Origin of the sequence: Psychrobacter sp. 16-MNA-CIBAN-0192 (assembly GCF_040309565.1) — a bacterium.
Classification (GTDB): Bacteria; Pseudomonadota; Gammaproteobacteria; order Pseudomonadales; family Moraxellaceae; genus Psychrobacter.
This window is the reverse complement of sequence record NZ_JBEOOX010000003.1, coordinates 224646-249354: the sequence shown is the minus strand read 5'-3', so window position 1 is coordinate 249354 and position 24709 is coordinate 224646. Positions and strand designations below refer to the sequence as shown.

The following is a 24709-nucleotide window of genomic DNA, read 5'->3' as shown; positions in this document are numbered from 1 at the left end:
CAGCCACTCAATACTGAACTGAAGGACTGCTATTTGTTGCTAATTTATAAAGCGACTAAGCGTTACTGCTAACAGCACGCTCTAGGATGCGACGTGATACTGCCAAGTCGTTTTTACCATGCTCACCCAATTTCACCATGCCATGTACTTCTAACTGCTTCATGATAGGATCAATAGCTGCTGCATCTAACTCTGCATCTTCTAAGCTGACCGGCAGTCCAAGCTCACGGAAGAAGTTTTCAGTCTGTTTGATAGCCGCTTCAATGATGGCGTCATCATTCAGCTCAGCACCATTATTGTCAGCTGTAATATTCCAAACATTGCGTGCATATTGAAGCAACTTGTCTTTTTTGCTGTCTTTAAGCTCACGCATTACAGACGGCAGTACAATGGTTAACGTGCGCGCATGGTCAATCGCGTGCAATGAAGTCAATTCATGACCAATCATATGCGTTGTCCAATCTTGAGGCACACCTGTACCAATCAGACCATTCAATGCCATAGTCGCTGTCCACATGATATTTTTACGCGTCTCTAAATTCTCTGGATCAGCTTTGACTGCGGCACCTTCTTCAATCAGAATTTTAAGTAAACTCTCAGCAAAGGCATCTTGAACTTTTGCATTGACTGGATAGGTTAAATACTGTTCCATCACATGGACAAAGGCATCAGCTACACCGTTCATCACTTGGCGTTCAGGAAGCGTCAAAGTTTTAGTCGGGTCTAGAATTGAAAACTTAGGGAAAGTAAGCGCATTACCAAACGGCAGCTTTGCTTGACGTTCACTATAGTTAATCACGCCGCCTGAGTTCATCTCAGAGCCAGTCGCTGGAATAGTCAATACCGCACCCAAATCAACCGCTGAGTCGATGTTTCGGCAATAGCTGGTCAGCGCATTCCATGCTTGCTCGCGTGATACCGTACCGTCTTCTTCTGTCAATGACGATACCAGCGCGACAAACTTACTGCCATCGATGACTGAGCCACCACCAACTGCCAATAAGAAGTTAATATTATGTTCATTGACCATATCAGCTGCTTTTAGTAGCGTTGTAAATTCTGGATTGGCTTCAATACCACCAAACTCAAATACTTCGCGATTGCCACTGGCTGCTAATGCCGTTTTAACTTCATCTAACGTACCTGTGCGCTGTGCTGAACCGCCACCGTAAGTAATTAGCACACGAGCGTCTGTTGGTACAAGCTCAGCTAACTTCTCGATTTGACCTTCACCAAAGACGATACGAACGGGATTGTAATATTGAAAGTTATTCATGAAATTCCTAATAGATTGATAAGTATAAGAAGAGTGTTTAATAGCGAAAAGATTATGCAGATCATTTGCATCTGTTGGCATTGTACATTAATTAGACCGGTCGTCTAGTAATTATATTTAATATTTACAAAAATATCGTATAAGCATGTCAGCCGATATTAATTTAATTGTATTGTGTGATTGAATTTTTGATAGTAATGCTTAATGTTTTTATTAAGACAAAATATTAATAAGATATCCTTATTTAACGCTAGATTGTTATGAGTCAAACAAGGATGAGTAAAGCAGAAGGATAGATGAGGTGACAGATAAAAACGGTGAAAAGAGCGATTGTAAAGTAAAAGAATTATCGACCCATTGCGGTAGTGGTCATCAGCCATACTTCTGCTAATGGTGTATCTGTTTGACTAATCTTAGCCACTAAGCTAGCACCTAACCAAGCAAAGTACCAACGCTTTGCCATACTCTCGGCAGCAATATTATCAGCTCGAGGAACAGAACCGTCTGCCCAACCTGCTTTAATTTGAGTTGCAAGCCAAGTAATGGTTTGCTGGTAGCCTGCATGTAATACCATACGCATTGGCTCCGACATATCGGCAACTTCGGCACTCAGCTTCACGACCAAGCATTTTTCATGGTCACAGTTATTTTGCTGGGTGTCATACCAGTTTTGAAAGTAATCATACAATTTTTGCTGAGCGCTAACATCTTGTGACCCAATAACGTTCAGGCGCTGTTTATACTGGGTAAAGTAGTGACTGATAATTGCCTCACCAAAGGCTTCTTTTGACGCGAAATAATGATAAAAAGAGCCCTTGGGCACGCCTGCGGTATCTAAGATTTGCTTGATACCAACAGCAGTAAAACCCTTCTGTGCAATGAGCTTGTAGCCCGTCGTGAGTAGATGCTCTTTGGTATTTGAAGGAACAATATTTGAAAGCTCGTTATCAGTATTCAATATGTTTATAGTATTGGGTATAGACATGTGACTTATGTTCTCCTTAGAGAGACTAATTATTTAAGATGGTTTAACAAATTTATAAGTATTAATTGGCAAGTTACGTTTGCTCAACAAACAACAGGTTTAAAAGATTCTAATTTTTATATCGTTTATGTTAGCATTAGACCAGTCGTCTAGCAAGTTACGTTTGTTATCGTATGCTGCTATTGCTTATTAAACGTGTTACGGAATCTGATAGACGGCCATGATACGTTATAGCCACACTCTAATAATATTATTAAATAAAAAATAGGAACAATTATGTCAACAGAAACTAAAAATACGCAGGTAAATGTTTATACAGATTTTCATTTGCAATATATATCAGGCGAATGGAAAAAAGGCGATGATGATAGCATTAATACCGATACCAATCCGTTTAACGGTGAAACCTTGGTTAAGATTCAGCAAGCAACGGATAAGCAGCTAGATGAAGCTTATCAAGCGGCGAACGAGGCTCAAAAAAAGTGGGCGCAGCAAACCCCGAACGAACGTGCTGCTATACTTTATAAGGTAGTCAGTATCTTTGATCAGCGTCAAGATGAGATTGTTGATTGGCTAATCAAAGAGTCGGGCAGTACGCGTATTAAAGCGATGGTCGAGTTTAGCAGTGCGCGGGCGATTACCCTTGAAGCGGCAAGTTTCCCTAATCGGGTGCATGGCGAGATCCGCTCGTCGAATACACCGGGTAAAGAGAACTTTATTTATCGTGAGCCGATGGGTGTGATTGCGGTGATCAGCCCATGGAATTTCCCGCTCCATTTAACCCAGCGCTCGATTGCGCCAGCATTGGCATTGGGGAATGCAGTAGTGTTAAAGCCTGCTAGTGATACGCCGATTACCGGTGGGTTGCTGCTGGCAAAAATATTCGAAGAAGCGGGTTTGCCAAAAGGTCTGCTCAATGTCGTTGTTGGTAGCGGTAGCGAAATTGGCGATGCTATCGTTACCCATGATATTCCAAGTTTGGTCTCCTTTACCGGTTCAACCTCAGTGGGTAAACATATTGGTGAATTAGCTAATGGCGGCGACTATATTAAACAGGTAGCGTTAGAGCTTGGTGGGAATAGTCCATTTGTGGTGTTAAAAGATGCCGATATTGAGCAGGCTGTGAAAGCCGCTGCCTTTGGTAAATTCTTACATCAAGGTCAGATTTGTATTGCGATTAACCGTATCATTGTCGAAGATGAGATTTATGACGATTTCGTGACGCGTTTTGTCGCGCATGTTAAGACCTTAAACGTCGGCGATCCTAGCAAAATTGATACGGCAGTCGGTCCGATTATCAATGAAAAACAAGTCAAGTCGCTTAAAGAGAAAATTGCTAAATCTCAGGATGAAGGCGCAAAAATGCTCTTAAGTGGCAAGATAAAAGGGCAAGTTGTACCACCGCATGTATTTACTGAAGTAACGCGTGAGATGGACTTGTCTTGCAACGAAGTATTCGGTCCTTTGGTCGGTATCATCCGCGCCAAAGATGAAGACGATGCGCTGTCGATTGCTAACGACTCTATGTATGGGCTATCAAGTGCGGTGTTTACTCAAGATATGGCAAAAGGCTTGCGCTTTGCTCGTGGTATCAAAGCCGGCATGACCCATATTAATGATATCTCGGTAAATGATGAAAGCAATGTACCCTTTGGCGGAAAGAAAAACTCAGGTATCGGGCGCTTTAACGGCGAGTGGATACTAGAAGAATTTACTACATTACATTGGATTTCAGTGCAGCATACGCCGCGCGATTATCCTTTTTAGAAGCAGCCTTTTTAAGCAGTTTGGATTAAATTTTACTATGAAAAAAGACTGCCTATAAGGCAGTCTTTTTTTTTGCAATTATAATGACTTTATTTTTTCATTTAACATGAAAGCCTAGTAAGCTTTGTATTTCCTCAATGGTTATATGTCTGATGAGCGCTTGCTCTTCAACCGTCAAGCGGTTGGTATGTTCTTTTAACATGCTATAAAGACTACGGGCAATCTCAGATGTCGTAGCGTAATACATCTGCGGTTCTTCTTTGGTTAGTTTTATCAAAAATTTATCAAGCAATTGACGTTTGTGAAGCGCAGCGTTTTCTTCGGTTCTTTCAGTCATGATATTCTCCTAGGGATGAAACATTTAAGCAGTCAGTTCAATGATAGTCAATGAGTGTATTGCAAGTGAGAAATCATGAAGTAGGGTTGTAGATATCTGCAAAATACCATTGAATAACTTATAACATTCATTTAATATGAATCTTTAGGGTAATTCTTTTAACTTTATAATAAGAAGTCCGTTATGCAATCAATTAATTTGCCCAGTAAACCACCAAGTTCTCCGCATTCTATCCTTAATTTGAGCTTTCGGGTATTTTTCAGTGCAGGGGCAATTTTTGCCATTATAACCATGGCATTGTGGGCATTTGTCTTTACCGGACATACAAATATTGATGCGCAAATATTAAACCCAAACTATTGGCACGGTCATGAGATGGTTTATGGCTATGCGTTAGCCATCGTTGCAGGGTTCTTGTTGACCGCAGTAAAGACGTGGACCGGCGTTATGATGCCATACGGTTATAAGCTGTTAGGCATTTTTATCTGCTGGTTGCTGGCACGTTTGGGTTGGATAGCATTTGGTTTGGGCATTGATATTGGACTTGAACAAAGTGCTTGGTTATATATAGCAGCAGTGTTTGATTTACTGTTTGTTGGATCAATGGCATTTGCGATTTTTAGGGCAGTATGGCAAGGGAAGCAGTATAAGCAAATGGGTATTTTAGCAAAGCTTATGCTACTGACGCTCGGCAATGGCTTATGTTATTGGGGAATTATCAGCGCCAATATGACTTTAACTAAAACAGGCGTCTATTTGGGTTTTTATCTTATCATTGGCTTGGTATTGACCATCGGTCGCCGGGTATTACCGTTTTTTATTGAGCGTGGTTTAAGTGTTCCGAATGCAGCAGGCGTGGCGGAAACGGTGATAGTACGTAATAGTAAGGCGCAAGATATCGCAAGTTTGCTATTCTTCTTCGCGTTTTTTATCATTGATTTATTTTATCCCAATAAATATTTACTGACCATTAGCGCTCTTGGCGTGGCAGTGGTCAATATCGTACGCTTGATGGGCTGGTATCATCATGGTATTCGGCAAAAGCCGTTGTTATGGTCGCTGTTTATCGCGTTTTCGGGCATGTGTGTGAGCTTTATATTGTATGCGCTACAGCCGTGGCTTGGTTATAATCATAGTATTGCCATGCATGGATTGGCAATATCCGGTATTGGCCTGATGACGGTGGCAATGATGGCGCGTGTGTCGCTTGGGCATACAGGACGTAGTATTCATACGCCACCTAAAACAGTTAATATCATGTTTGGCTTGATGGTATTGGTATTCATTAGTCGTGTGCTGTTACCCCTTATTGATAATAGCCATTATTTATGGTGGATTACTATTGCCCAAGGGGCTTGGGTTGCTTGCTTTGTATTGTTTTGCAGCAGCTATTTGCGCATCCTAGCAAGTCCGCGCCCAGATGGTTTATTTGGTTGATCGTTATTAAAAAGTATAAAAAAAGAGAGGTTTTAGATGAGATTAACCAATTATAGTGACTATGCACTACGCTCTTTGATTTATTTGGCGACTAAACCCGATCCGTATTTATTGGCGAATATCAGTGATATTGCTAATAGTTATAACATCTCTAAAAGTCATTTAACCAAGATTATTCATCAATTGGGGCAACTTGGTTATATCGATAGTGTGCGTGGTAAAAACGGTGGCATTCGCTTAGCGCGCGCGCCAGAAGATATTAATTTGGGTATATTGATTAAGCAAATAGAGCCGGATTTTGCGCTGGTTGAGTGTTTTGCGACATCACGCATGACGGTTGACGCTACTAATAAATCGCCTAATAAGCAAGAGAGTACACAAAGTGTTGAGCAAAGTATTGGGAAAAATCAGCCATCTACTATTGTTACTGATGAGATTATTTTAATTAATGAACATGAGCGCTCTAATCAACAGGCGCTAGGCTGCGTAATTAGTCCTGTATGCCAGTTAAAAGGCGTATTTTTTGAAGCATTAACCGCATTTATTACGGTACTTGAGCGCTATACGTTGGCAGATGTTATTACTAATAAAGACGAGTTGTTAGCGTTATTATCATAAAGCGTTTAGACAATCATTTATTATTCAATATAAAAAAGCGCCAAGACTGATTAAGTAGTCTTGGCGCTTTTTACGGTTCATACAATCAACATGGCTATTTTAACTGCCGCCAAGTATCAATAATAATTAGCTAGGAATAATATTAATGGCTAAGCTGTTCTACTTTGCGGTTACCTTGCGACTGTACCGGGCGATTATTACCGTCATATAAGTCAGATAACACTGCAAACTGCGCGCGGTCAAGGGTTAAGGGTTGCTTGCTCAAATACCATTGTACTTGTTCTGAGCATGGTGGCGTGGTGAGCGAGCCTGCATAATGATAAAAAGTGGCAGCGGCAGGAGCAAGCGCTGACAAGTTCATAGCCATAATGATTTCATCGTCGTTTTCGCTAGTTAGCTTGGTTCCTTTAATTAATGGTTTTAATAGCTCGTTGGCTTTACCAATCTCTAGCATCACGCCAATCACTGCAAGGTTACCTTTGCTATTAGCATGGACAAAATGAATCTCACCAGGATAGTTTTGACCGCCAAACTGATGCTCACTTGGCGTATGGTAATGGAATTGCTTGAGCACATAAGTATCATCATTTAAACGTATGCTGTTTTCTTCAGTCGTTGGCGTATACACGACCGTATGTCCATTATCATGGATGCGAATATTACTGGCTTGACGATAGTTAACCACGGGTGCGGTAGCAGCACTAGTTGTCACTTTGATGATATTAATAGGCGACTGCGCACTACCAATTTTGCAAGTACTTGCGCCTTCAACATCGCCCCAAGACTCAGGACCATTGTGTCCTGTATATGACCATTTTGGGTGATGAACGTCTTTAACCACTACATTGTTGGTAGTAATATTTGATTTGGCAGTTTGAGTGCTCTGTTGGGTGGTAGAGGTACAAGCGGCGATACTGACAGCACTAATCGCTATCATAGCTACGGTTAAATAATGACGAGTCATATAAAAGTCCTTAATATAGTTTTGGGTGATTCAAATGTAAAAACTTACTCAGTCTATCAATGGAAACTTAATAGTTTCATTAGAGCGTATTAACTGATAGCAATATTTTCAGCATAGGTTGTAACAGAATAATACTGCCAAGGCAAATTTTTGTTCAACTATTGGCTAAAAATTGAATAGTTAATCTATATAAAATACTTAATTATTTTGATAAGTTAATACTGAAAAATATTGCAAATAGATAGTTATCCGGTGAAACTGTTGTCATTAGCTTATGTCATATTGATTACTGTTTAACAAATTTGCATAATAACAGCATGCTATTTCTTTTAATTTTTTAGGACTGAACATGAAATTATTTTATAAGATGAGCACTTCAGCAGTGTTAGCAGCGATGTTATTAACGGGTTGTAACAGCTTAAGTACTGATAATAACTCTAATAAAAACACCGTGGTTCAAGTAACCCAAACTCCGCCAACACCGCAAACAGGTTTTCGCTTTAGCGCGGCTGAGAATTTTGATATTGCCAATAAAAACAGACTGTCTTATCGCAATTTTTATTCAAAACCATCAGAGGGCGTCGATGCCAAATGGTTTGATGCAGTAAAACGTGGCGATTTGCCAACGGTCAAATATATGGTAGCCAATGGACAGAATTTAGAAGTCAAGGATACAGGGAATCTTGACCAAACGGCACTAGGTTGGGCGGCATTTATCGGCTATGAAGACATGGTGGATTATTTAATCAGCAAAGGTGCGAGCATTTATGCAACCGATAAAGGCGACGTTTATAACGTCATGAAATCAGCTACCTTAGGTGGAAATGTTAATATTGTTAGAAAAGCACACAAATTATTAAATGCTAAAGCGCCCGTAAATCTAAATGATCAGACGCAAGAAAGTGACGGCGAAACCTTGATTATGGTAGCGGCAAGTAATAATCGTATTGAAACGGTCAAATATTTATTAACGCAAGGTGCCAATCCAAATCTAGTGGCAACGACTAAAGATAAAAAAATGGGCTCATATAACCAAGGTGCTTATTCGTATGCGTGTACGCGCAATTTGGTAGATATGCAAAAGCTACTAGCAGCGAACGGCGCAATCAATCATCGCACAGGTAAAGCCAGCTGCGAATAAGCATTTTGCTGTGTTTTAGGTGGTGTTGATTAACGCATTAAATGGCATATTTTAAAAAGGCTACCATTATAATAGTAGCCTTTTTTATGCGTTTTAGATGGTCATTCAAAACGATTCAAAGTCTAAGTAGACGTTTCAATGTGATACCATAATATACCTGTTATGACAAATGCCAGATAACTATAAATTAAGCTAAGCTTAGGTATCTAGATGCCTATTATCTTCCACTCACGCTGAAATAATAGCGTCCAATACAGTCAGTAAACTTGTGAATAAACCCATCAGTCCGACTCAAAAAGATCGTCTATTGCCGTTGTCTCCGCAAACCGATGCGCCTTCTTGGGTGCTAAAAATGACGATGTGTATGATTGGTATGTTTGCCTTTTTACAAGTGTATTCCATTCAAGCGGTGCTGCCGGTATTGATGGTGGATTTTGCGGCGACTGAAGTACAAGCTGGAATGGTTGTTGGGGCAACGGTAATGGCAATTGCGATTATGTCGCCATTTTTGGGTATGCTCTCTGACGCGGTCGGGCGCAAGTCCTTTATCGTTGGGGCGTTATTTTTTTTAGCGATACCGACCGCACTCATTGCTCAAAGCCCTAGTATTGCTTGGATGGGTGCTTTTCGCTTCATGCAAGGGTTATCCGTTCCCGGTATTACGGTGGTGACCATTGCTTATATTGGCGAAGAATTTAAAGGGCGTGCGGTCACTGAGCTGATGTCGTTTTACGTTTCTGGCTCTGTACTTGGTGGCTTTTTAGGGCGCTTCTTACTTGGGCATTTACATGAGTTTATGGGCTGGCGGCATGGCTATTATGTGATGGCAGTCATGACATTAATAGGCGGCGTGTGGGTTGGTAAAATGCTACCGCAATCACGCTGCTTTAAAGCCAATCCGAATTTTCGCTCAGCAATACAGACGCTAGGCGAGCATTTGACCAATCGTTATGTAGTGACTGCATGTCTGCTTGGCTCGTGCGTATTATTTTCGCTTGTCGGCTGCTTTACTTTTATCAATCTGCATCTTGCTGGCACGCCTTATGAGTTAAGTACAGGCGCGCTTGCCAATATATTTGCGGTGTATTTAATTGGTGTGGTTATTACGCCTTTATCGACCACTTTGTTACGGCGTTTTGGATCAGCACGTACGGTGCGCGTCGCAGTCGTCTTTTCGATGATAGGCGTGTTATTAACGTTGGTAGCGCCATTATGGGGCATCATTATTGGGCTTGCTATTATGTCGTCGGGTGTCTTTGTGACCCAAGCCGCGACCATCAGCTATATCGCTGTCAATGTCGAAAAAGGGCGCTCACTAGCTTCTGGTTTGTATTATATGGGCTATTACGCGGGCGGTACGATGGGCGCATGGCTGTGCGGCTTGGCGTATGCGCGTGGCGATTGGTCGATGACGGTAGGGCTGTTATTAGTCGTGCAAATATTGGCATTATTGATAGCTAGCTTTGGCATGGTAAAGACTAAAGCACGTACGGCTTAAGCTTCGTATCCGCTAACATAACTTTGCTAGCTATAAAACTATAATAAACGAACGTTCAGTATGGTTACGTTTACGTGGCGACACTTTACAGGGTATTGATTTGTTCATATTATCAATGGGTAGGCTTAATTAATTAACGTTAATTAAGCAATAAAGACTATTAATTAAGCATAATTAAAAATAAATGGTCAAACTTTCACCCATGACAACAAGGACGTTAATATCATGTCAAATGCTTATCCGAGTGCGCCTTCTGCCTATGAGTTTCCTCTACTAATTAAGCAATTATTGAACCGTGCTAAGACTGTGTCGCAAGACCAAGAAATTGTTTATGCCGATAAAAAGCGTTTTACTTATAAGGATTTATTTAACCGTATTAATCGCTTGGCGAACGTTTTAGACGGATTGAATCTTGCTGCCGGTGATGTTATTGCGGTCATGGATTGGGACAGTCATCGTTATTTAGAGTCTTACTTTGCCGTGCCAATGTCGCAGTATATTTTGCAAACGGTGAATGTTCGCCTGTCACCGGACAAGGTGCTGTATACCATTAATCATGCCAAGCCTAAAGTACTGCTGCTCAATTCTGAATTTGCCCCACTTGTTAAAGACTATCAGTTTGAAAACTCTAGTATTGAGCATATTATCTGGCTTGATGATAATGATGTAACCTCCGAAAACGTTTTTGGCAGTAATCAAAGTCGCGTCACTGGCGAGTACGAGGCGTTACTGGAAGCTGCAAAGGATAGTTTTGACTTTCCCGATTTTGATGAAAATACCATTGCCACTACCTTCTATACGTCCGGGACAACAGGCGATCCTAAAGGCGTGTTTTTTAGCCATCGCCAATTGGTTTTGCACACGTTGGCAGAAGCAGCATCACTTGGTATGTTGCCGGATAAGCAGGGCGTCAGCTATGGCGACGTCTATATGCCGATGACCCCGATGTTCCATGTGCATGCGTGGGGCTTTCCCTTTACTGCCACCATGACTGGTCTCAAGCAAGTGTATCCGGGTCGTTATGCGCCAGATACTTTGGTCGATTTAATTATTAATGAGAAGGTCAGTATTACCCATTGCGTACCAACGATTTTGCAAATGGTGCTCAAAGAAGCGCAAGATCGTGATGTTAATTTTAATGGGCTAAAAATGATTATTGGCGGCTCAAGACTGACCGAAGGCTTGGCAAAAACCGCCTTAACACAAGGTATTGAGGTTTATACTGGCTATGGCATGTCAGAGACAGCACCGCTTATTAGCCTAACAGATTTTAGCCTTACTGAACCTAAAATGAGCGAAGAAGAAAACATTGCTCGTCGCTGTATGACCGGTAAGCCAGTGTTAATGGTCGATGCTCAAATTTGGGATGAGCACAATCAACCTGTCGGTACAGGTAAAGAACATACCGGTGAGTTGGTGCTGCGGGCGCCATGGTTGACCCAAAGCTACCTAAAAAATGACGATGCAGGCAAGGAGCTATGGGAAAACGGCTATATGCATACCCAAGATATCGCCTATATGCAAACTGATGGCACAATAAAAATCACTGATCGCCTCAAAGACGTGATTAAATCCGGTGGTGAGTGGATATCCTCGCTTGAGATTGAAACTATCTTATCGCTACATCCAGCAGTGGCTGATGTATCGGTGATCGGTATTCCAGATAAACAATGGGGCGAGCGCCCGTTAGCTTTGATTGTTCTTAAGCCCAATTGTCAGGACACCAGCAGCGATAATATAAAAGCCATCGCTGAACAGGCAGCTAGTAAAGGCATGATTCCGAAATACGGTGTGCCTAGTGAATTTAAATTTGTCGATGAATTACCGAAAACCTCTGTCGGCAAACATGACAAAAAAGTCATGCGTGAGATGTATGCTGAACCAAATAAAGCATAATTATTCTTTATTTATAATCTTAATTGATGAGTAGTTGAGCTTTATTCATCGCTCTGTTAAATTTAAGCTAACATATTCTAAACCGATACTTTATGTATCGGTTTTTATGTTTATTTAGTATGACTTTTCTAATTTTTAATTTCTGATAGGTCTTTTTTATGACAAAAAATAGCATCGATAGTCAAGATAATGCTGCTAAACATCAATACGATACTTTATCTGATGATGTTTCTAATTCACAAGACACGCCCGTGATTTTTAATACTTTACTCACAGATAGCGGTCATCTCATTGGCATCATGACCCTTAATGTACCCAAATCATTAAATGCGCTTAGTGTAGAGATGTGCAAACTATTATCACAGCAGCTCGCAAAGTGGCAGGAAGATAATAATGTGGTGGCAATTTTGCTAAAAGGGTCGGGCGATAAGGCGTTTTGTGCGGGTGGTGATATTCGTAAGCTTTATAACAGTATGTCCGATGATGCGCCAATACCAAACCCTTATGCGACAGAGTTTTTTACCAATGAATACCGCTTATTAAGACAAATGCACTTTTACCCTAAGCCGTTAATACTGTGGGGTGATGGTATTATTATGGGTGGCGGTATGGGTCTGTTTGCCGCTTGCAGCCATCGCATCGTGACTGAACGTACGCGTTTTGCCATGCCAGAGGTGACGATTGGCTTGTTTCCAGATGCGTCTGGTAGTTGGTTTTTGCCACGGATGCCTGCCAAAATGGGATTGTTTTTAGGGCTGACGGGAGTCCAATGTACGGGTGGTGATGCGTTATTGGTGAATTTGGCAGAATATGCCGTAGCAAGTCATAATTATGAGACCGTTTTACAGTATTTAATTGACAGTGATTGGCAATCGCTCACTACTTCTGATAAGGAAAATGATCTTAATATAAGTCATTCTGCTATGGCGCATAGTATAACCAGCCGCGCGTTAGCAGCCTTACCAGTCGCTATTTTACCAGAGAGTAAACTTGGGCAATACTGGCGACCGATTCAGCGCTTAATGAACAGTGGCGGCTTGGCAGATATTGACGCCATATTGCAAAATGATACAGCACTGGCACAGCTTGATGCTGAATTTGCAGCTGATAAGTGGACACAAAAAGCGGTGGCAACCTATCGGCATGGTTGTCCCGTTACCGTTACCTTAGCTTATAATCTCTATCAGCAGAGTAGTCAGCTCTCGCTAGAGCAAACATTATATCTAGAGACCAATGTTGCTGTGCATTGTGCTGCTAATCCCGATTTTAGAGAAGGCGTGCGCGCATTACTTATTGATAAAGATAAAAAGCCACAGTGGTCACGCTCATTGGCAGAATGTTTAACTGCAGAAGGCAGCCAATATATTCGCCAACACTTTACCAGCCCTTATCCTAACGGCGCACATCCACTCGACGAGTGGTTAGGTAGTAACGCGCTTGGTGCACAAAAGGTTCGTTAAGCAGACTTAGTCATAAATAAAGTGACCGTTAAAAACCAAGGTCGCTTTATTTAGCTTTGCAAATCATAGACCAAGCCTTGAATATCCTGTGCCGCCTGTTGTAAACGTGGCACATGGCTGAGTAGCTCTTCTAAAGATACCCGAATCGTTGGACCATGCACATATAGCGATGCTAAATAACGCGATTTTTTATCCAATATCGGTACAGCAACCGTCACCATCTCTGAGATAAACTCCTCATTATCGATACCGACTCCGGTTTTAGCGATACGATCAAGTTCAGCGTTGAGCAAGTCTATATCCACAATCGTGTTCTTGGTGAATTTACTCAGTGCCAAGCTATTCAACATCTTACGGCGGCTGGCTTTAGACAACTGACTCAAGTACAGCTTGCCCGTTCCTGTACACCACATTGGCGACTTTGCCCCAACCGGTAAATAAATCTGTAATGGTAATTCTGTTTGTACGCGATTGGTATACGTCATATTCATCTGATACGGAATTGCAATACCGCATGATTCCTTAACATCATCAACCAATCTCTGCAAAATAACTTGACGCTCATTAAAGAAGTGGCGCTGTTGCCATAGCTCAACGCTTAAATTGCGCACGCGCTTACCGGGGACAATACCGCCAGTAATATCTACCGCAACAAAACCTTCATCAACTAAATTTTGAATTAATCGATGAATAGTAGGTTTAGGGATATCGAGCACTTGCGATAATTCAAGAGGGAAAATAGGCTTAGGTGCATAAGATACCGCTGCAATAATCTCTAACACACGGGTAATTGAGGAAACTTTAGGCATAAGGAGCACTCGTCAAAAAAAGGGACCAGTAATAGGTAAAATGGTACAAAATATTAATAAGTTAAAAGATAATAAGAGTCAGCACAGTATGAGTGGTTTCGCCTATTATTTAGCAGCGTTTCTAGCTGATTTCAAGCAGATAAGAGGGGCTTATTTTGTAATTAAGTGAGCATAAAATAACAAAGCAATTGGCTTGTTTATGAAATTGTTATTGAATTCTTAGCAAAACTACGACATCATGGCGCTATAGTTTGCCATATTGTTACACATAATTTGGTTTTTTATAACTAGATTATTATGTAAAAATGACGATGCATAGCCTTAACGTTATCATATTTTTTATAATAACGTATGGGTTTTTAGGAACTATGTCTTTATATTGTTATCTCTGTAGTTTAAGAGTATTGTGTAACATAAATGTCACGTTTCATGACTTCGTGTAGCAATTATTACAATATCTATGCAATCTTTACATAATGGCAAATAAAAAAGGCAACTTTAGGGGTGACTTTTTACGCCAATATTGCTTTAATCTGCTCAACAAAATGATTGTCTAAAATAAAGGCTAGATAATCGTTCTTTGTAGTTCATCTGTTTTATCTATTTGTGTTATATCTTAGGAGCTCATCATGAAACTTATTAAATTAACTGCTATTTCTGCTGCTGTCTTAGCCTCTAGTGCTGCTCTAGCAGCTCAGCCTGTTATCGTTGTTGACGATGCAGAAGTATATGAAGCTCAGCCAGTTGCTATCGCGTATCAAGCACAGCCTGTAGCCGTGGCTTATAACGCTGATGCTGGTGTTATCCGTAACACTGCTGGTGCAGTGGTTGGCGGTACTAAAACTTTCTTCCAAACAGCCCTTCATCCAGCTGCTATCAGTGCTGAAGTGGGTACGCTAGGTTATGGTGCTAATCTTGGTTGGGCACTTAACGACAAAACTGAATTACAAGCCGGTTGGGCAGGTGGTGATGTAGCTGATTTATTCGGTGGCGATTTTGATGCTAACGATGTAAACTACGACGTTGATACTGACTTTAGCAATCCTTACTTAGGCGTACAAGTACGTCCAATGGCGAATTGGTTCACTATGGGCGCTGGTATCATCGTTCCTGATAACGATATTGACGTTCGCGCTAATGCTGAAGGCGAAGGCTTTTACAAAATCGATGGTAAAAAATTCTACACTGGTGCAGCTGTAGATAAGCGCGGTGATGAAGACTTTGGTGCTGAAAACGTTGGTAACTTAGAAGGTACTATTGAGCATCGCAACAAACTTGCTCCTTATGCTACTCTTGGCTTCCGTCCTAACATCACCAATAACTTTGGTTTATTTGGCGAAGTAGGTGCGGCATATATGGGTAAAGTTAACGCTACTGTTAAGTATACAGGCGAAGAAGGTAATGCTGTAGTAGCTAACGAAGCTGCTCGTAAAGCCGAGAAAGATTTAGAAGACAAAAGCTGGTTAGAGTGGATGCCAATCGTTAAAGTTGGTGCAACTTACCGCTTCTAATAACGATTTATAGTAGATTTTTTACTATAAATGGTTAGGATAAAGAAACGACCTTCGGGTCGTTTTTTTTCGTGTTAAATAAGCTTATAATCCAGAAAACAGATTTAATTTTTATTCTTTTAGAATTGAAATATAGTTTCAGAAAACTATTAATGTTTGTTGGCTTGGCAATAAAGCAACTTCATAACCTGAATGGGCAGTAATAACAGCAATCTTTGCCAAGCAGTTTTTGTCTACAGTATCTACAAGCTTAGGAATAATATCTGCATATGATTTGCCTAACCCTTGTGCCAATGTATATTGCATTATTTTGATATTGCTTTCTTTGAGTTGCCATAACCATTTACTTATCACGTCTCGCTGAACTGTAGGTAACTTATTTAAAATCTCAATCTCTGCTGGATGATAAAAACGCTGTACTACGGGCCAAGCAATATCTTGAATTTCAACATCTATTCCAATAGCGCGGTATTTACTTAGCGCTACAGCCACTCTCGTAATCTCAATATTGCTGGCATCTTTACCGCTTGAATGACTAAAGCACACGTAATAGCGATTATTAGCCAGTCGATAAGGATAGGCGGATTCTTCTAAACTGTCTTTAATGTTCAGGTTAGTAAGAAGCGAGTCAAGCAATAAACGAACACCATGTTGCTGCTGTTGTCGTTTGCTCTGAGCGATTTGCGGTTTGGTTAAAGTGGTGTAAGGTGCTATTTGCCAATTAGTGATAAAACGAATGTCAGTATTAATAAGAAAAGGTTGCAATGGGTTGTCAAATACGAAATGCAATAGAGGTAATGGCTGAGGTGGTGAGGACGACATAAGCTGGGCAGTGGCACACCAAGTACTGGTATTAAGCTGGGTATAACAGATATGTTTTAGCGGGAATAGGGACATGGTATTTATAAATTCTATTGTAATATAATCAATCAAAAAGCCTAGTAATAACACTATTACTAGGCTTTTTCACTTTATAATGGCTACTCAAGGATTAGCCACTTAAGAGTAATCAATAGTTCTTAGTGTACATGACTAGTATGATAACTCTGCACGGCGGTTTTGACCGTAGGCAGATTCATCAGCGCCCGCAGCAGCAGGACGCTCTTCGCCATAGCTTATGACTTGAATGTTGTTAGAAGCAGCGCCTTGCGCAGCAAGATAACCACTGACAGACTGGGCACGACGTTCGCCAAGTGCCATATTGTATTCACGGCTACCGCGCTCATCGGTGTGACCTGCGATTAATACGCCAGCGCCAGGATTTGAACTTAATAAGCTTGCATGCTGATTTAGTACGCTGGCAGATTGCGAGGTAATTTCACTGCTGTCAAAGTCAAAATAGACCACGGCTTGTAAGTTATTAGCTGCAGAGATAACAGCGCCCGAGTTATTAAGATCAATACCGCCTGCATAACCGATTTGACCGCCTGGGATGCCAAGAGGCGCAACCACAACTTCAGAGGTGGCACGCTTAGTGGCACAACCTGTAGTTAACGCTACAGCAGTAGATAATATCGCTAATGCAGCAATCTTAGCAAAACCATTATGGGTGGTACGAGTAGAAAACGTAGCGTCAATAGACATGATGAACTCCTAAATTTTAATCAAATTTGTTATTGTGAATTGCTTATAATAAAACTGCTTGTAATAGAGATAGGCAATTGCTGCTCATAGTAGAAGCTATGTTACGTTATGTAAATAGCATTACTGTAAATCATGTCAAATTTTGCCGGTTAATTCAATATGCATTTTGCAATAGCTTGCATAGGTTCGTAGCCTAATCAGTCATTTGTGAGTTTGCCATTATTATTCTCATGATTATACTCATTTTACCTTAACTTATTTACACTTGAAATGTTCTAGCTTGAACCAATGTAATCATAAGGCTATTAAATCTTAGAGGTATATAATAAAAGGTAATATGACCATTCATTCAGGTGTATTTTAACTTTATTATAATGATTTTATAAATATAATCCGCTATACGATATTTGCCACTACTCAATAATAGGAATAACAATGTCTATCACTGAACAAGATGCTCAAATTATTAACTCTGAAATACCGGATGCGCCCGCACACTTGCCTTATGAAACCAGTCAAGGTAAAACCAATAAAAAAATCAATTTAAAAGACTATCAGCCGCCAAGCTATGATGTTGAGACGGTCGATTTAGATATTAAGCTGTTTGAACATTATGCGCAGGTTGATAGTACGTTACATATGGTACGACAGGCAGCTGGCGATTTGGTGTTGTTTGGCGAAGAGCTGGAATTAATGAGTCTGTCAATGAATGGTAATGTACTAGCGTCTGATGAGTATCAGCAAAATGCTGGTACGCTAACGATTGCAAATGCGCCTGATAACGTGAGTCTAGAGCTATCCGTTAAGATTTGCCCGCAGACTAATACCGCGCTTGAAGGTTTATATATTGCTGGCAGTGGTAGTGAGACGATGTTTGTGACCCAGTGTGAGCCTGAGGGCTTTCGCAAAATTACCTTTTATCCCGATCGCCCAGATGTGCTGGCGATATTTACCACCCGTATTGAAGCCGATAAGCGTTATCCAACATTATTAGGCAATGGCAACTTGGTTGAGCAAGGCGAGGTTACGGACGCGCCAGAGCGTCATTATGCGATTTGGCATGACCCAACCAATAAACCAAGCTATCTGTTTGCCTGCGTGATTGCTGACTTAGATGTATTGACCGATTCTCATACTACCAGTGAAGGTCGTAACGTGACGCTTGAGCTGTATGCCAAATCAAGCGATATTGAAAAATGTCACGTGGGTATGCAAGCGCTGAAAGATTCAATGGTTTGGGATGAGGTTAATTATGGGCGCGCTTATGACTTAGACCGTTATATGATTGTTGCTGTCAGTCAATTTAATATGGGAGCAATGGAAAATAAAGGGCTAAATATTTTTAATACTGCTTGTGTATTATCAAGTCCAGAAACCACGACAGATAGCCGCAGCTTTACTGTCAAAGCAGTGATTGCTCATGAATATTTTCATAACTGGACGGGTAACCGTATTACCTGCCGTGATTGGTTCCAATTATGCTTAAAAGAAGGCTTTACCGTTTATCGTGACCAGTCCTTTTCTGCCGATCAGCAGTCCAGTGCGGTTCAGCGCATTGATGATGTGGCAACATTACGTGCGCATCAATTCGCTGAAGATGCAGGACCACTCGCGCATCCGGTACGTCCTGAGAGTTTTGTGGAGATTAATAACTTTTATACCACGACGGTATATGAAAAGGGCGCAGAAATCGTGCGCATGCTTGCCAATACATTAGGGGCAGAGAATTTCCGTAAGGGTACAGATGAATATTTCCGTCGTTATGATGGTCAAGCGGTGACAGTGGAAGATTTCTTATCGGCATTAAGTATTACTGACAGTAAAATTAATGATTTTATTGACTGGTATCGTCAACCAGGTACGCCAGTGGTATCAGGTCATCAGGAGTATAATCCTGAGACGCAAACCTTAACCGTTACTTTAAGTCAGCAGACACGTCATGTACCAGGATTCGATGCGCCAAAACCGTTACCAATCCCAGTTGCAACAGCACTTTTTGATAAAGAAAGTGGCAATATTATTGCAGAGCAGATGTTACTACTCGACCAAGCAACGCAAACCTTTAGCTTTGACAATGTCAGCAGTGAACCTGTAGTGTCATTGCTCCGAGATTTTAGTGCGCCCGTTCAGCTGAATTATAATTATCAAGATGAAGACTTGGCATTTTTATTAACCCATGAAACCAACGGCTTTAACCGCTGGCAAGTAACGCAAATGCTGGTCAATCGTATTTTGCTACAAAAAAATGATGCTAAAGTGTATTTGAAAGCGTTGGTGGATACGTTGCCTAAACTGGCGGCTGAAGATGCAATGCTTGCCGCCCGCTTATTGGACATACCGTCGCAGCAAGAATTGGCAGCAGCTATAGCGCAAAATTATGACCCTGTGCTGATTAAACAGCAGCGAGAAGGCTTGTATAAACAAGTTGCTGAAGCACTAACAGAGCAGTGGACGGTGTTATATCAGCAATTGCCGTTGCAAGCTTATTCGGACAGTCCTGAAGCGTTAGGTGCGCGAGCGCTGCGTAATGTTGTGCTTGATATGGCATTGACCGCAAAAGTTGCAGAAGCTACCGATTGGGCAAAGCAACTGTACGATAATGCCAGTTGTATGACTGAACGTTTTGGTGCATTAAAAGCCATGGTGAATCATCGAGTGGCAGGATATCAGGGTTATTTAGCTGATTTTTATAAACGTTTCCAAGCGGATGATTTAGTTATTGATTTATGGTTTAGTGTGCAAGCCTCTGCAGCGCATGTGAATACGGATACTATCCAATCCTTACTAGAACATGCTGATTTTGATTGGCATACCCCAAATCGTGTACGGGCAGTGATTAGCGCCTTTACCTCGCAGCCAACGGTATTGTGGACGCCTGAAGGGCTAGATATCTATATGAGCGTGATTAAAAAGATGGATGATGCCAATCCTGTGCTCGCCTCACGACTGTTACAAGTGCTGGCGCGTTGGTATACTTTGGTTGAGCCGCGTCGTCAAATGGCGCATGAGCAGCTGCTTGAGTTAAAGCAAACTGCCACATCAAAGCATGTTCTTGAAAGCTTGGATACGGTATTAGGTGCAGCCAATAATTAATATTTATTAAGACTTAATTTCTTTTAGTGGTTTCAACAATAAAAAGCCCATCTTATATAGATGGGCGTTTTGACTTTAAGATGTAGGCAAATTTACAATTAACGATTAGGTAAAATGTCTTTTACGGTATCGCGTAGGTTGTATAGAGCGGTTACAGTGCTATCCCAATCTAAGCAGCCATCCGTGATAGAGACGCCATATTCTAAAGCGCTCAAATCAGCCGTTAAGTTTTGATTGCCGCCTTTAAGATGACTTTCTATCATCATGCCGATAATAGATTTATTACCGTTTTTGATTTGTTCAGCAACGTTTTGGATAACCATCGGTTGTAAGTACGGGTCTTTACCTGAGTTGGCATGGCTTGAGTCAATCATGATTTTGCCGCTGGTTTTGCCTTTAGCCAATTCATTTTCAACTTGAGCAACAGCCGTTTCATCGTAGTTAGGTTTGCCATTACCACCACGTAATACCACGTGTGCATAAGGATTGCCTTTAGATTTGATGATACAAACCTTGCCGTCTGATGATAGCCCTAAGAAGCTATGACCGGCTTTTACCGCTTGCATAGCGTTAACTGCAACGGTCATGCCGCCATCAGTGCCATTTTTAAAACCAACAGGGCACGATAAGCCTGAGCTCATCTCACGATGCGTTTGGCTTTCGGTGGTACGTGCGCCAATGGCTGACCAGCTGATTAAATCCTGCATATATTGCGGAGTGTTCGGGTCAAGGGCTTCGGTCGCACACGGCAAGCCTTTTTCATTTAAGTCAATTAAGAGCTTACGGGCAGTACGTAGACCTTTTTCGATATCAAAGCTGTCATTCATATCGGGGTCATTAATCATGCCTTTCCAGCCAACTGTGGTACGTGGTTTTTCAAAATAAACCCGCATCACCACAAAGATAGTATCTTCAATCTCTTTTGCCAATATGGCTAAGCGGTCGGCATATTCATGTGCGGCTTTAATATCATGAATGGAGCAAGGTCCAATCACAACGAATAAGCGCTTGTCTTTACCGTCCAAGATATTCTGGATGGTATGGCGACCGTTTAATACAGTATTATAGGCAGAGTCGGTTAATGGCAGCTCAGTTTTTAGTTCGGCGGGCGTGATTAAAGGGATAAATTGTTCAATATTCACGTCATCAATGTCTGCGTTATGAGTAGCTGATATGGTCATAGTTATATGTCGTCTAGCTAATTTATAGGAATATTCATTATGCGGTGAAAATTGGGCGTTGACAAGGGCAGTCACTGAGTTAATTGACTGATAACTGGAATGTCAAAACCAATATTTTGTTATACTTGCCGGTTACGTGGATGCTTAAAGGTGTTTATACGCTTAAAACTGCATCTGTTGTTTGCTTATTATTGAGAGTGGTTCATGACTGTTATCACCGCGAGTGCGGATACTCAAGCGTCACATCAGGCGTTGGCGCATACGCCAGAATCGCTGTCCAAATCTATACCGACCAAACCTCTACCAACTAAATCTAAGCCACTTATCATTGGTATTGTCGCCGGTGAAGTGTCTGGCGATAGCTTGGGCGCTGATTTTATGCAGCAGATGAATAATTTACGTGATGATATCATCTGGGTGGGCGTTGGCGGTGCGAAAATGCAGGCGCAAGGTCTGCACAGTATTTTTCCGTTATCGCGTTTAGCCGTGATGGGCTTGGTTGAAGTGTTATCGCAACTGCCGGACTTGCTAAAAGCGCGCCGTGAGCTGCTAGAAGCTTTTAAAACGGTGCATATTGATTGGTTTGTAGGAATAGATGCTCCTGATTTTAATTTGCGTGTTGCTAAGAAGCTGAAGCCGCAAGGCGTGTTTTGTGTGCAGTATGTCAGCCCGTCTATTTGGGCATGGCGCGAGTCGCGTATTCACGGTATCAAGGCGGCAACTGACCTCGTGCTATGCCTATTCCCATTTGAGCTGCCAGTATATGAGCGTCATCAGCATCCTGCCATTTGTGTGGGTCATCCATTATTACACACCATGAATCAGACTTTGGTTGACACGCCAACGCATCAGTTACGTAGCGAGCTGGTTTGGCACAATGACGGCTTGCAGCAATTTTTTGTTGAGCGCTTTAATACGGTCAGTCAGCTGATTTGCGTGATGCCAGGGTCAAGGCGTGGTGAAATTCAGGCGATATTACCGCTGATGTTGGATGGTATCGAAAAGTTATTAGCGTTAGATTCGAAGCTTTGTTTTATTATTCCAACGGTTGATAAAAATCATCAGTATATCGTGCAAGAAGTAATTGATACACGTTCAGAACTCCTGCGCGAAGCTATCGTTGTGGTCTATGATGAAAGCCAGCCGAACTTTAGCCAACAAGCCATGGCAGCCTCCGATATCGTAATGCTGGCATCTGGCACCGCCACTCTTGAGGCCATGCTGCTTGAGCGACCCATGGTAGTGATTTATCAGCTGAATGAGTTGACCTACCAAATCGCTAAACGCTTGGTAAAAGTCCCTTATGTTGCGTTGCCTAATATTTTAGCCGATGCGCCTATTGTGACGGAATTGATTCAAGAGCAGGCGAGTGGCGCTAGTATTTGCCGTACGGTGACGAAATTATTGCAGCCACGCGCTTATAAAGAGCAACAGCAAGCGCTTAGGCGCACCAAGCAAATCTTGCAGCATCAAAGTAATCACAATCCTGCCAGTAGCGTGATTGAACAATGGTATGCGCAAAATTCCCGCTAACCTTTAGCACATAAAAAAGATAATAAAATTATGACTAAGATAATTATTTTAGATAATCATATTCTACCTATTTCAATAACTATTGAACACATTGAGATTAAAGGTCAATATATCAACCTAGCTGCGCCTATCCTGTTAACTGGGCAGTTAAATACCGCTAAATTATTGGCAGAATGTCAGCTTAAGCAAGATGAGCCATTACAAATTGGCGTCGATGAGGCAGGACGTGGTCCTTTGCTGGGTAGCGTTAATGTGGCAGCGACTATATTACCTCACGCGTGGTCAGGGTTGATCGAGAATAAACCGCTGCAAGATACAGCGCTGTCTATCTTGACCGACTCCAAACAGCTGAGTGAAAAAAAGCGCGATATCCTTTATCCATTGGTGCAGCAGCATAGTGTGGGCTATCTTGTTGCTAAGATTCCAGCAGCGGTCATCGATCAAATCAATATTTTGCAAGCCACCATGCTCGGTATGCGCTTATGTACAGAAGCGTTATTGGTTGTCATAGCTAATTATTTACAGACGATAGCAGATAAAACGCCTTACGATATTCAGGCGGAATTACTATTTGATGGTAATCGCTGTCCAGAGCTGGATTGTGCCAAACTAGCCAGAGTTGGGATAGAGCCGTCCGATATTGACTGCCAAGCATGGGTAAAAGGGGACGCGCGTCATACCAGTATTGCTGCTGCCAGCATCTTGGCAAAAGTCAGCCGTGACCACACTATGTATCAGCTGGATGCTCAATATCCGCAATATGGCATTGCCAAACATAAAGGCTATCCGACTAAAGCGCACATGCAGGCGATTGATGAATTTGGTGTTTTGCCTGAACACAGACGCAGTTACGCACCCATTAAAAAGGCGCTAGATAATGGGAAAATAACTTAAACTTAAATGATAAAAATATAGGCTTAAAACGACGAGTTCGGCTGTTGTAAAAAGGCGATTTCTTCAGCAGTTGAGATACGATTAAGTGCCATATTACGATGCGGATAACGCCCAAATTTCTCTATAATTTCTTGATGTTGATACGCAAAATCTAACGTAACAGGTTCATTTAGCTGCTTGAATAAAGGCAGATATTGCTGATGAATGGCTCTAGATTCAGAATGCATAAACGGCATAATCATAAACTTACGCCACGGCATCGGTAAAGCTTCAAAATCAGGCTGACAAATCGCTTCTTGTGCCAATACTAGTGCCATTTTATCTTGATCAAATGCACAAGCTTGCCCGCGACATAGATTACGTGAAAATTGATCCAGTACGATAATCTCCGCCAAACGTCCAGCAAGATTAATTATTAAGTTATCTTGATTATCAATAGCGTTAATAGTTTGCTGCTCAATACGTCGCCAATGCGCACATTCTCCTTGTATAGCTGCTTGCCAAATCTTGCTGAACTTATCTCTAATTTGTGTATCAAAGTCATCATCAGCGACAAACCAATACGGCTCATTGTCTTTAGCAAACCAAAAATCTAGTACAGTGCGAGCATCAGCATTGAGCTGGCTTAAATTAGGTTGAAGCTGATGTTGAGGTATTGAATTATCCATTGAGAGCGTCATAAACTATTCTAATTATCATGGGTTTAGTCTACTATAGCGAAAATA

Annotated in this window: 20 protein-coding genes; 11 read left to right on the top strand and 9 right to left on the bottom strand. The window is 41.5% G+C overall.

What is annotated here, in order from left to right; translation table 11 throughout:
- Positions 1-55: 55 nt before the first annotated feature.
- Both AAEY78_RS04485 and AAEY78_RS04480 read right to left on the bottom strand, forming a co-directional pair.
- On the bottom strand, positions 56-1276 hold the full coding sequence (locus tag AAEY78_RS04485) for an iron-containing alcohol dehydrogenase (protein WP_352337653.1): 1221 nt from the start codon (positions 1274-1276) through the stop codon (positions 56-58).
- A 346-nt stretch (positions 1277-1622) separates the two neighbouring features.
- A complete protein-coding gene (locus AAEY78_RS04480) occupies positions 1623-2261 on the bottom strand; it encodes a TetR/AcrR family transcriptional regulator (RefSeq protein ID WP_352337651.1) in 639 nt (212 codons plus the stop codon).
- A 276-nt stretch (positions 2262-2537) separates the two neighbouring features.
- Between AAEY78_RS04480 and AAEY78_RS04475 the strand changes: the two genes are divergently transcribed.
- Positions 2538-4028: an aldehyde dehydrogenase family protein gene (locus AAEY78_RS04475; RefSeq protein WP_352337649.1), complete on the top strand. Its 1491-nt coding sequence runs from the start codon at positions 2538-2540 to the stop codon at positions 4026-4028.
- Between the two features lie 97 nt (positions 4029-4125).
- On the opposite strand, the gene AAEY78_RS04470 is transcribed toward AAEY78_RS04475, so the two are convergent.
- Positions 4126-4365, bottom strand: a complete 240-nt coding sequence (locus AAEY78_RS04470; RefSeq protein WP_352337648.1) for a hypothetical protein — start codon at positions 4363-4365, stop codon at positions 4126-4128.
- Between the two features lie 183 nt (positions 4366-4548).
- Here AAEY78_RS04470 and AAEY78_RS04465 point away from each other — a divergent pair, with 183 nt between their 5' ends.
- Positions 4549-5802 carry an NnrS family protein gene (locus tag AAEY78_RS04465; protein WP_352337646.1) on the top strand — a complete coding sequence of 418 codons (1254 nt, stop codon included), beginning with the start codon at positions 4549-4551 and terminating at the stop codon, positions 5800-5802.
- Positions 5803-5838: 36 nt separating this feature from the next.
- Positions 5839-6420, top strand: a complete 582-nt coding sequence (locus tag AAEY78_RS04460; protein WP_352337644.1) for an Rrf2 family transcriptional regulator — start codon at positions 5839-5841, stop codon at positions 6418-6420.
- A 142-nt stretch (positions 6421-6562) separates the two neighbouring features.
- Here AAEY78_RS04460 and AAEY78_RS04455 read toward each other — a convergent pair whose 3' ends face one another.
- Positions 6563-7384, bottom strand: coding sequence for a carbonic anhydrase (locus tag AAEY78_RS04455; protein ID WP_352337642.1), 822 nt, complete (start codon positions 7382-7384; stop codon positions 6563-6565).
- A 349-nt stretch (positions 7385-7733) separates the two neighbouring features.
- Between AAEY78_RS04455 and AAEY78_RS04450 the strand changes: the two genes are divergently transcribed.
- From AAEY78_RS04450 to AAEY78_RS04435, 4 genes are all read left to right on the top strand, one after another.
- Positions 7734-8525: an ankyrin repeat domain-containing protein gene (locus AAEY78_RS04450; RefSeq protein ID WP_352337641.1), complete on the top strand. Its 792-nt coding sequence runs from the start codon at positions 7734-7736 to the stop codon at positions 8523-8525.
- A gap of 352 nt (positions 8526-8877) precedes the next feature.
- Entirely contained in the window at positions 8878-10023 is a 1146-nt protein-coding gene (locus AAEY78_RS04445; RefSeq protein WP_352337728.1) for an MFS transporter, read from the top strand.
- 225 nt (positions 10024-10248) lie between these two features.
- Positions 10249-11919 carry a fatty acid--CoA ligase gene (locus AAEY78_RS04440; RefSeq protein WP_352337639.1) on the top strand — a complete coding sequence of 557 codons (1671 nt, stop codon included), beginning with the start codon at positions 10249-10251 and terminating at the stop codon, positions 11917-11919.
- A 158-nt stretch (positions 11920-12077) separates the two neighbouring features.
- The gene (locus AAEY78_RS04435) at positions 12078-13379 is read left to right on the top strand and encodes an enoyl-CoA hydratase/isomerase family protein (RefSeq protein ID WP_352337637.1); all 1302 of its coding nucleotides are present in this window, start codon (positions 12078-12080) and stop codon (positions 13377-13379) included.
- A gap of 50 nt (positions 13380-13429) precedes the next feature.
- On the opposite strand, the gene AAEY78_RS04430 is transcribed toward AAEY78_RS04435, so the two are convergent.
- On the bottom strand, positions 13430-14188 hold the full coding sequence (locus tag AAEY78_RS04430) for an IclR family transcriptional regulator (RefSeq protein WP_352337635.1): 759 nt from the start codon (positions 14186-14188) through the stop codon (positions 13430-13432).
- Between the two features lie 629 nt (positions 14189-14817).
- On the opposite strand from AAEY78_RS04430, the gene AAEY78_RS04425 reads away from it, so the two are divergent.
- The gene (locus tag AAEY78_RS04425; RefSeq protein ID WP_352337633.1) at positions 14818-15699 is read left to right on the top strand and encodes a hypothetical protein; all 882 of its coding nucleotides are present in this window, start codon (positions 14818-14820) and stop codon (positions 15697-15699) included.
- A gap of 138 nt (positions 15700-15837) precedes the next feature.
- On the opposite strand, the gene AAEY78_RS04420 is transcribed toward AAEY78_RS04425, so the two are convergent.
- The gene (locus AAEY78_RS04420) at positions 15838-16596 is read right to left on the bottom strand and encodes a 4'-phosphopantetheinyl transferase family protein (protein ID WP_352337632.1); all 759 of its coding nucleotides are present in this window, start codon (positions 16594-16596) and stop codon (positions 15838-15840) included.
- Between the two features lie 135 nt (positions 16597-16731).
- Positions 16732-17283: a peptidoglycan-associated lipoprotein Pal gene (gene pal / locus AAEY78_RS04415; protein WP_352337631.1), complete on the bottom strand. Its 552-nt coding sequence runs from the start codon at positions 17281-17283 to the stop codon at positions 16732-16734.
- A gap of 435 nt (positions 17284-17718) precedes the next feature.
- Here pal and pepN point away from each other — a divergent pair, with 435 nt between their 5' ends.
- Positions 17719-20376: an aminopeptidase N gene (gene pepN / locus AAEY78_RS04410; RefSeq protein WP_352337630.1), complete on the top strand. Its 2658-nt coding sequence runs from the start codon at positions 17719-17721 to the stop codon at positions 20374-20376.
- 98 nt (positions 20377-20474) lie between these two features.
- Here pepN and AAEY78_RS04405 read toward each other — a convergent pair whose 3' ends face one another.
- Positions 20475-21557, bottom strand: coding sequence for a 3-deoxy-7-phosphoheptulonate synthase (locus AAEY78_RS04405; RefSeq protein WP_352337628.1), 1083 nt, complete (start codon positions 21555-21557; stop codon positions 20475-20477).
- Positions 21558-21761: 204 nt separating this feature from the next.
- Here AAEY78_RS04405 and lpxB point away from each other — a divergent pair, with 204 nt between their 5' ends.
- Positions 21762-23090 (top strand): lipid-A-disaccharide synthase, encoded by a 1329-nt coding sequence (gene lpxB / locus AAEY78_RS04400; RefSeq protein WP_352337627.1) that lies wholly within the window; start codon positions 21762-21764, stop codon positions 23088-23090.
- Positions 23091-23120: 30 nt separating this feature from the next.
- Positions 23121-23984: a ribonuclease HII gene (gene rnhB, locus AAEY78_RS04395; protein WP_352337626.1), complete on the top strand. Its 864-nt coding sequence runs from the start codon at positions 23121-23123 to the stop codon at positions 23982-23984.
- 23 nt (positions 23985-24007) lie between these two features.
- Here rnhB and AAEY78_RS04390 read toward each other — a convergent pair whose 3' ends face one another.
- Positions 24008-24652: a DUF924 family protein gene (locus AAEY78_RS04390; RefSeq protein ID WP_352337625.1), complete on the bottom strand. Its 645-nt coding sequence runs from the start codon at positions 24650-24652 to the stop codon at positions 24008-24010.
- Between the last annotated feature and the right edge of the window lie 57 nt (positions 24653-24709).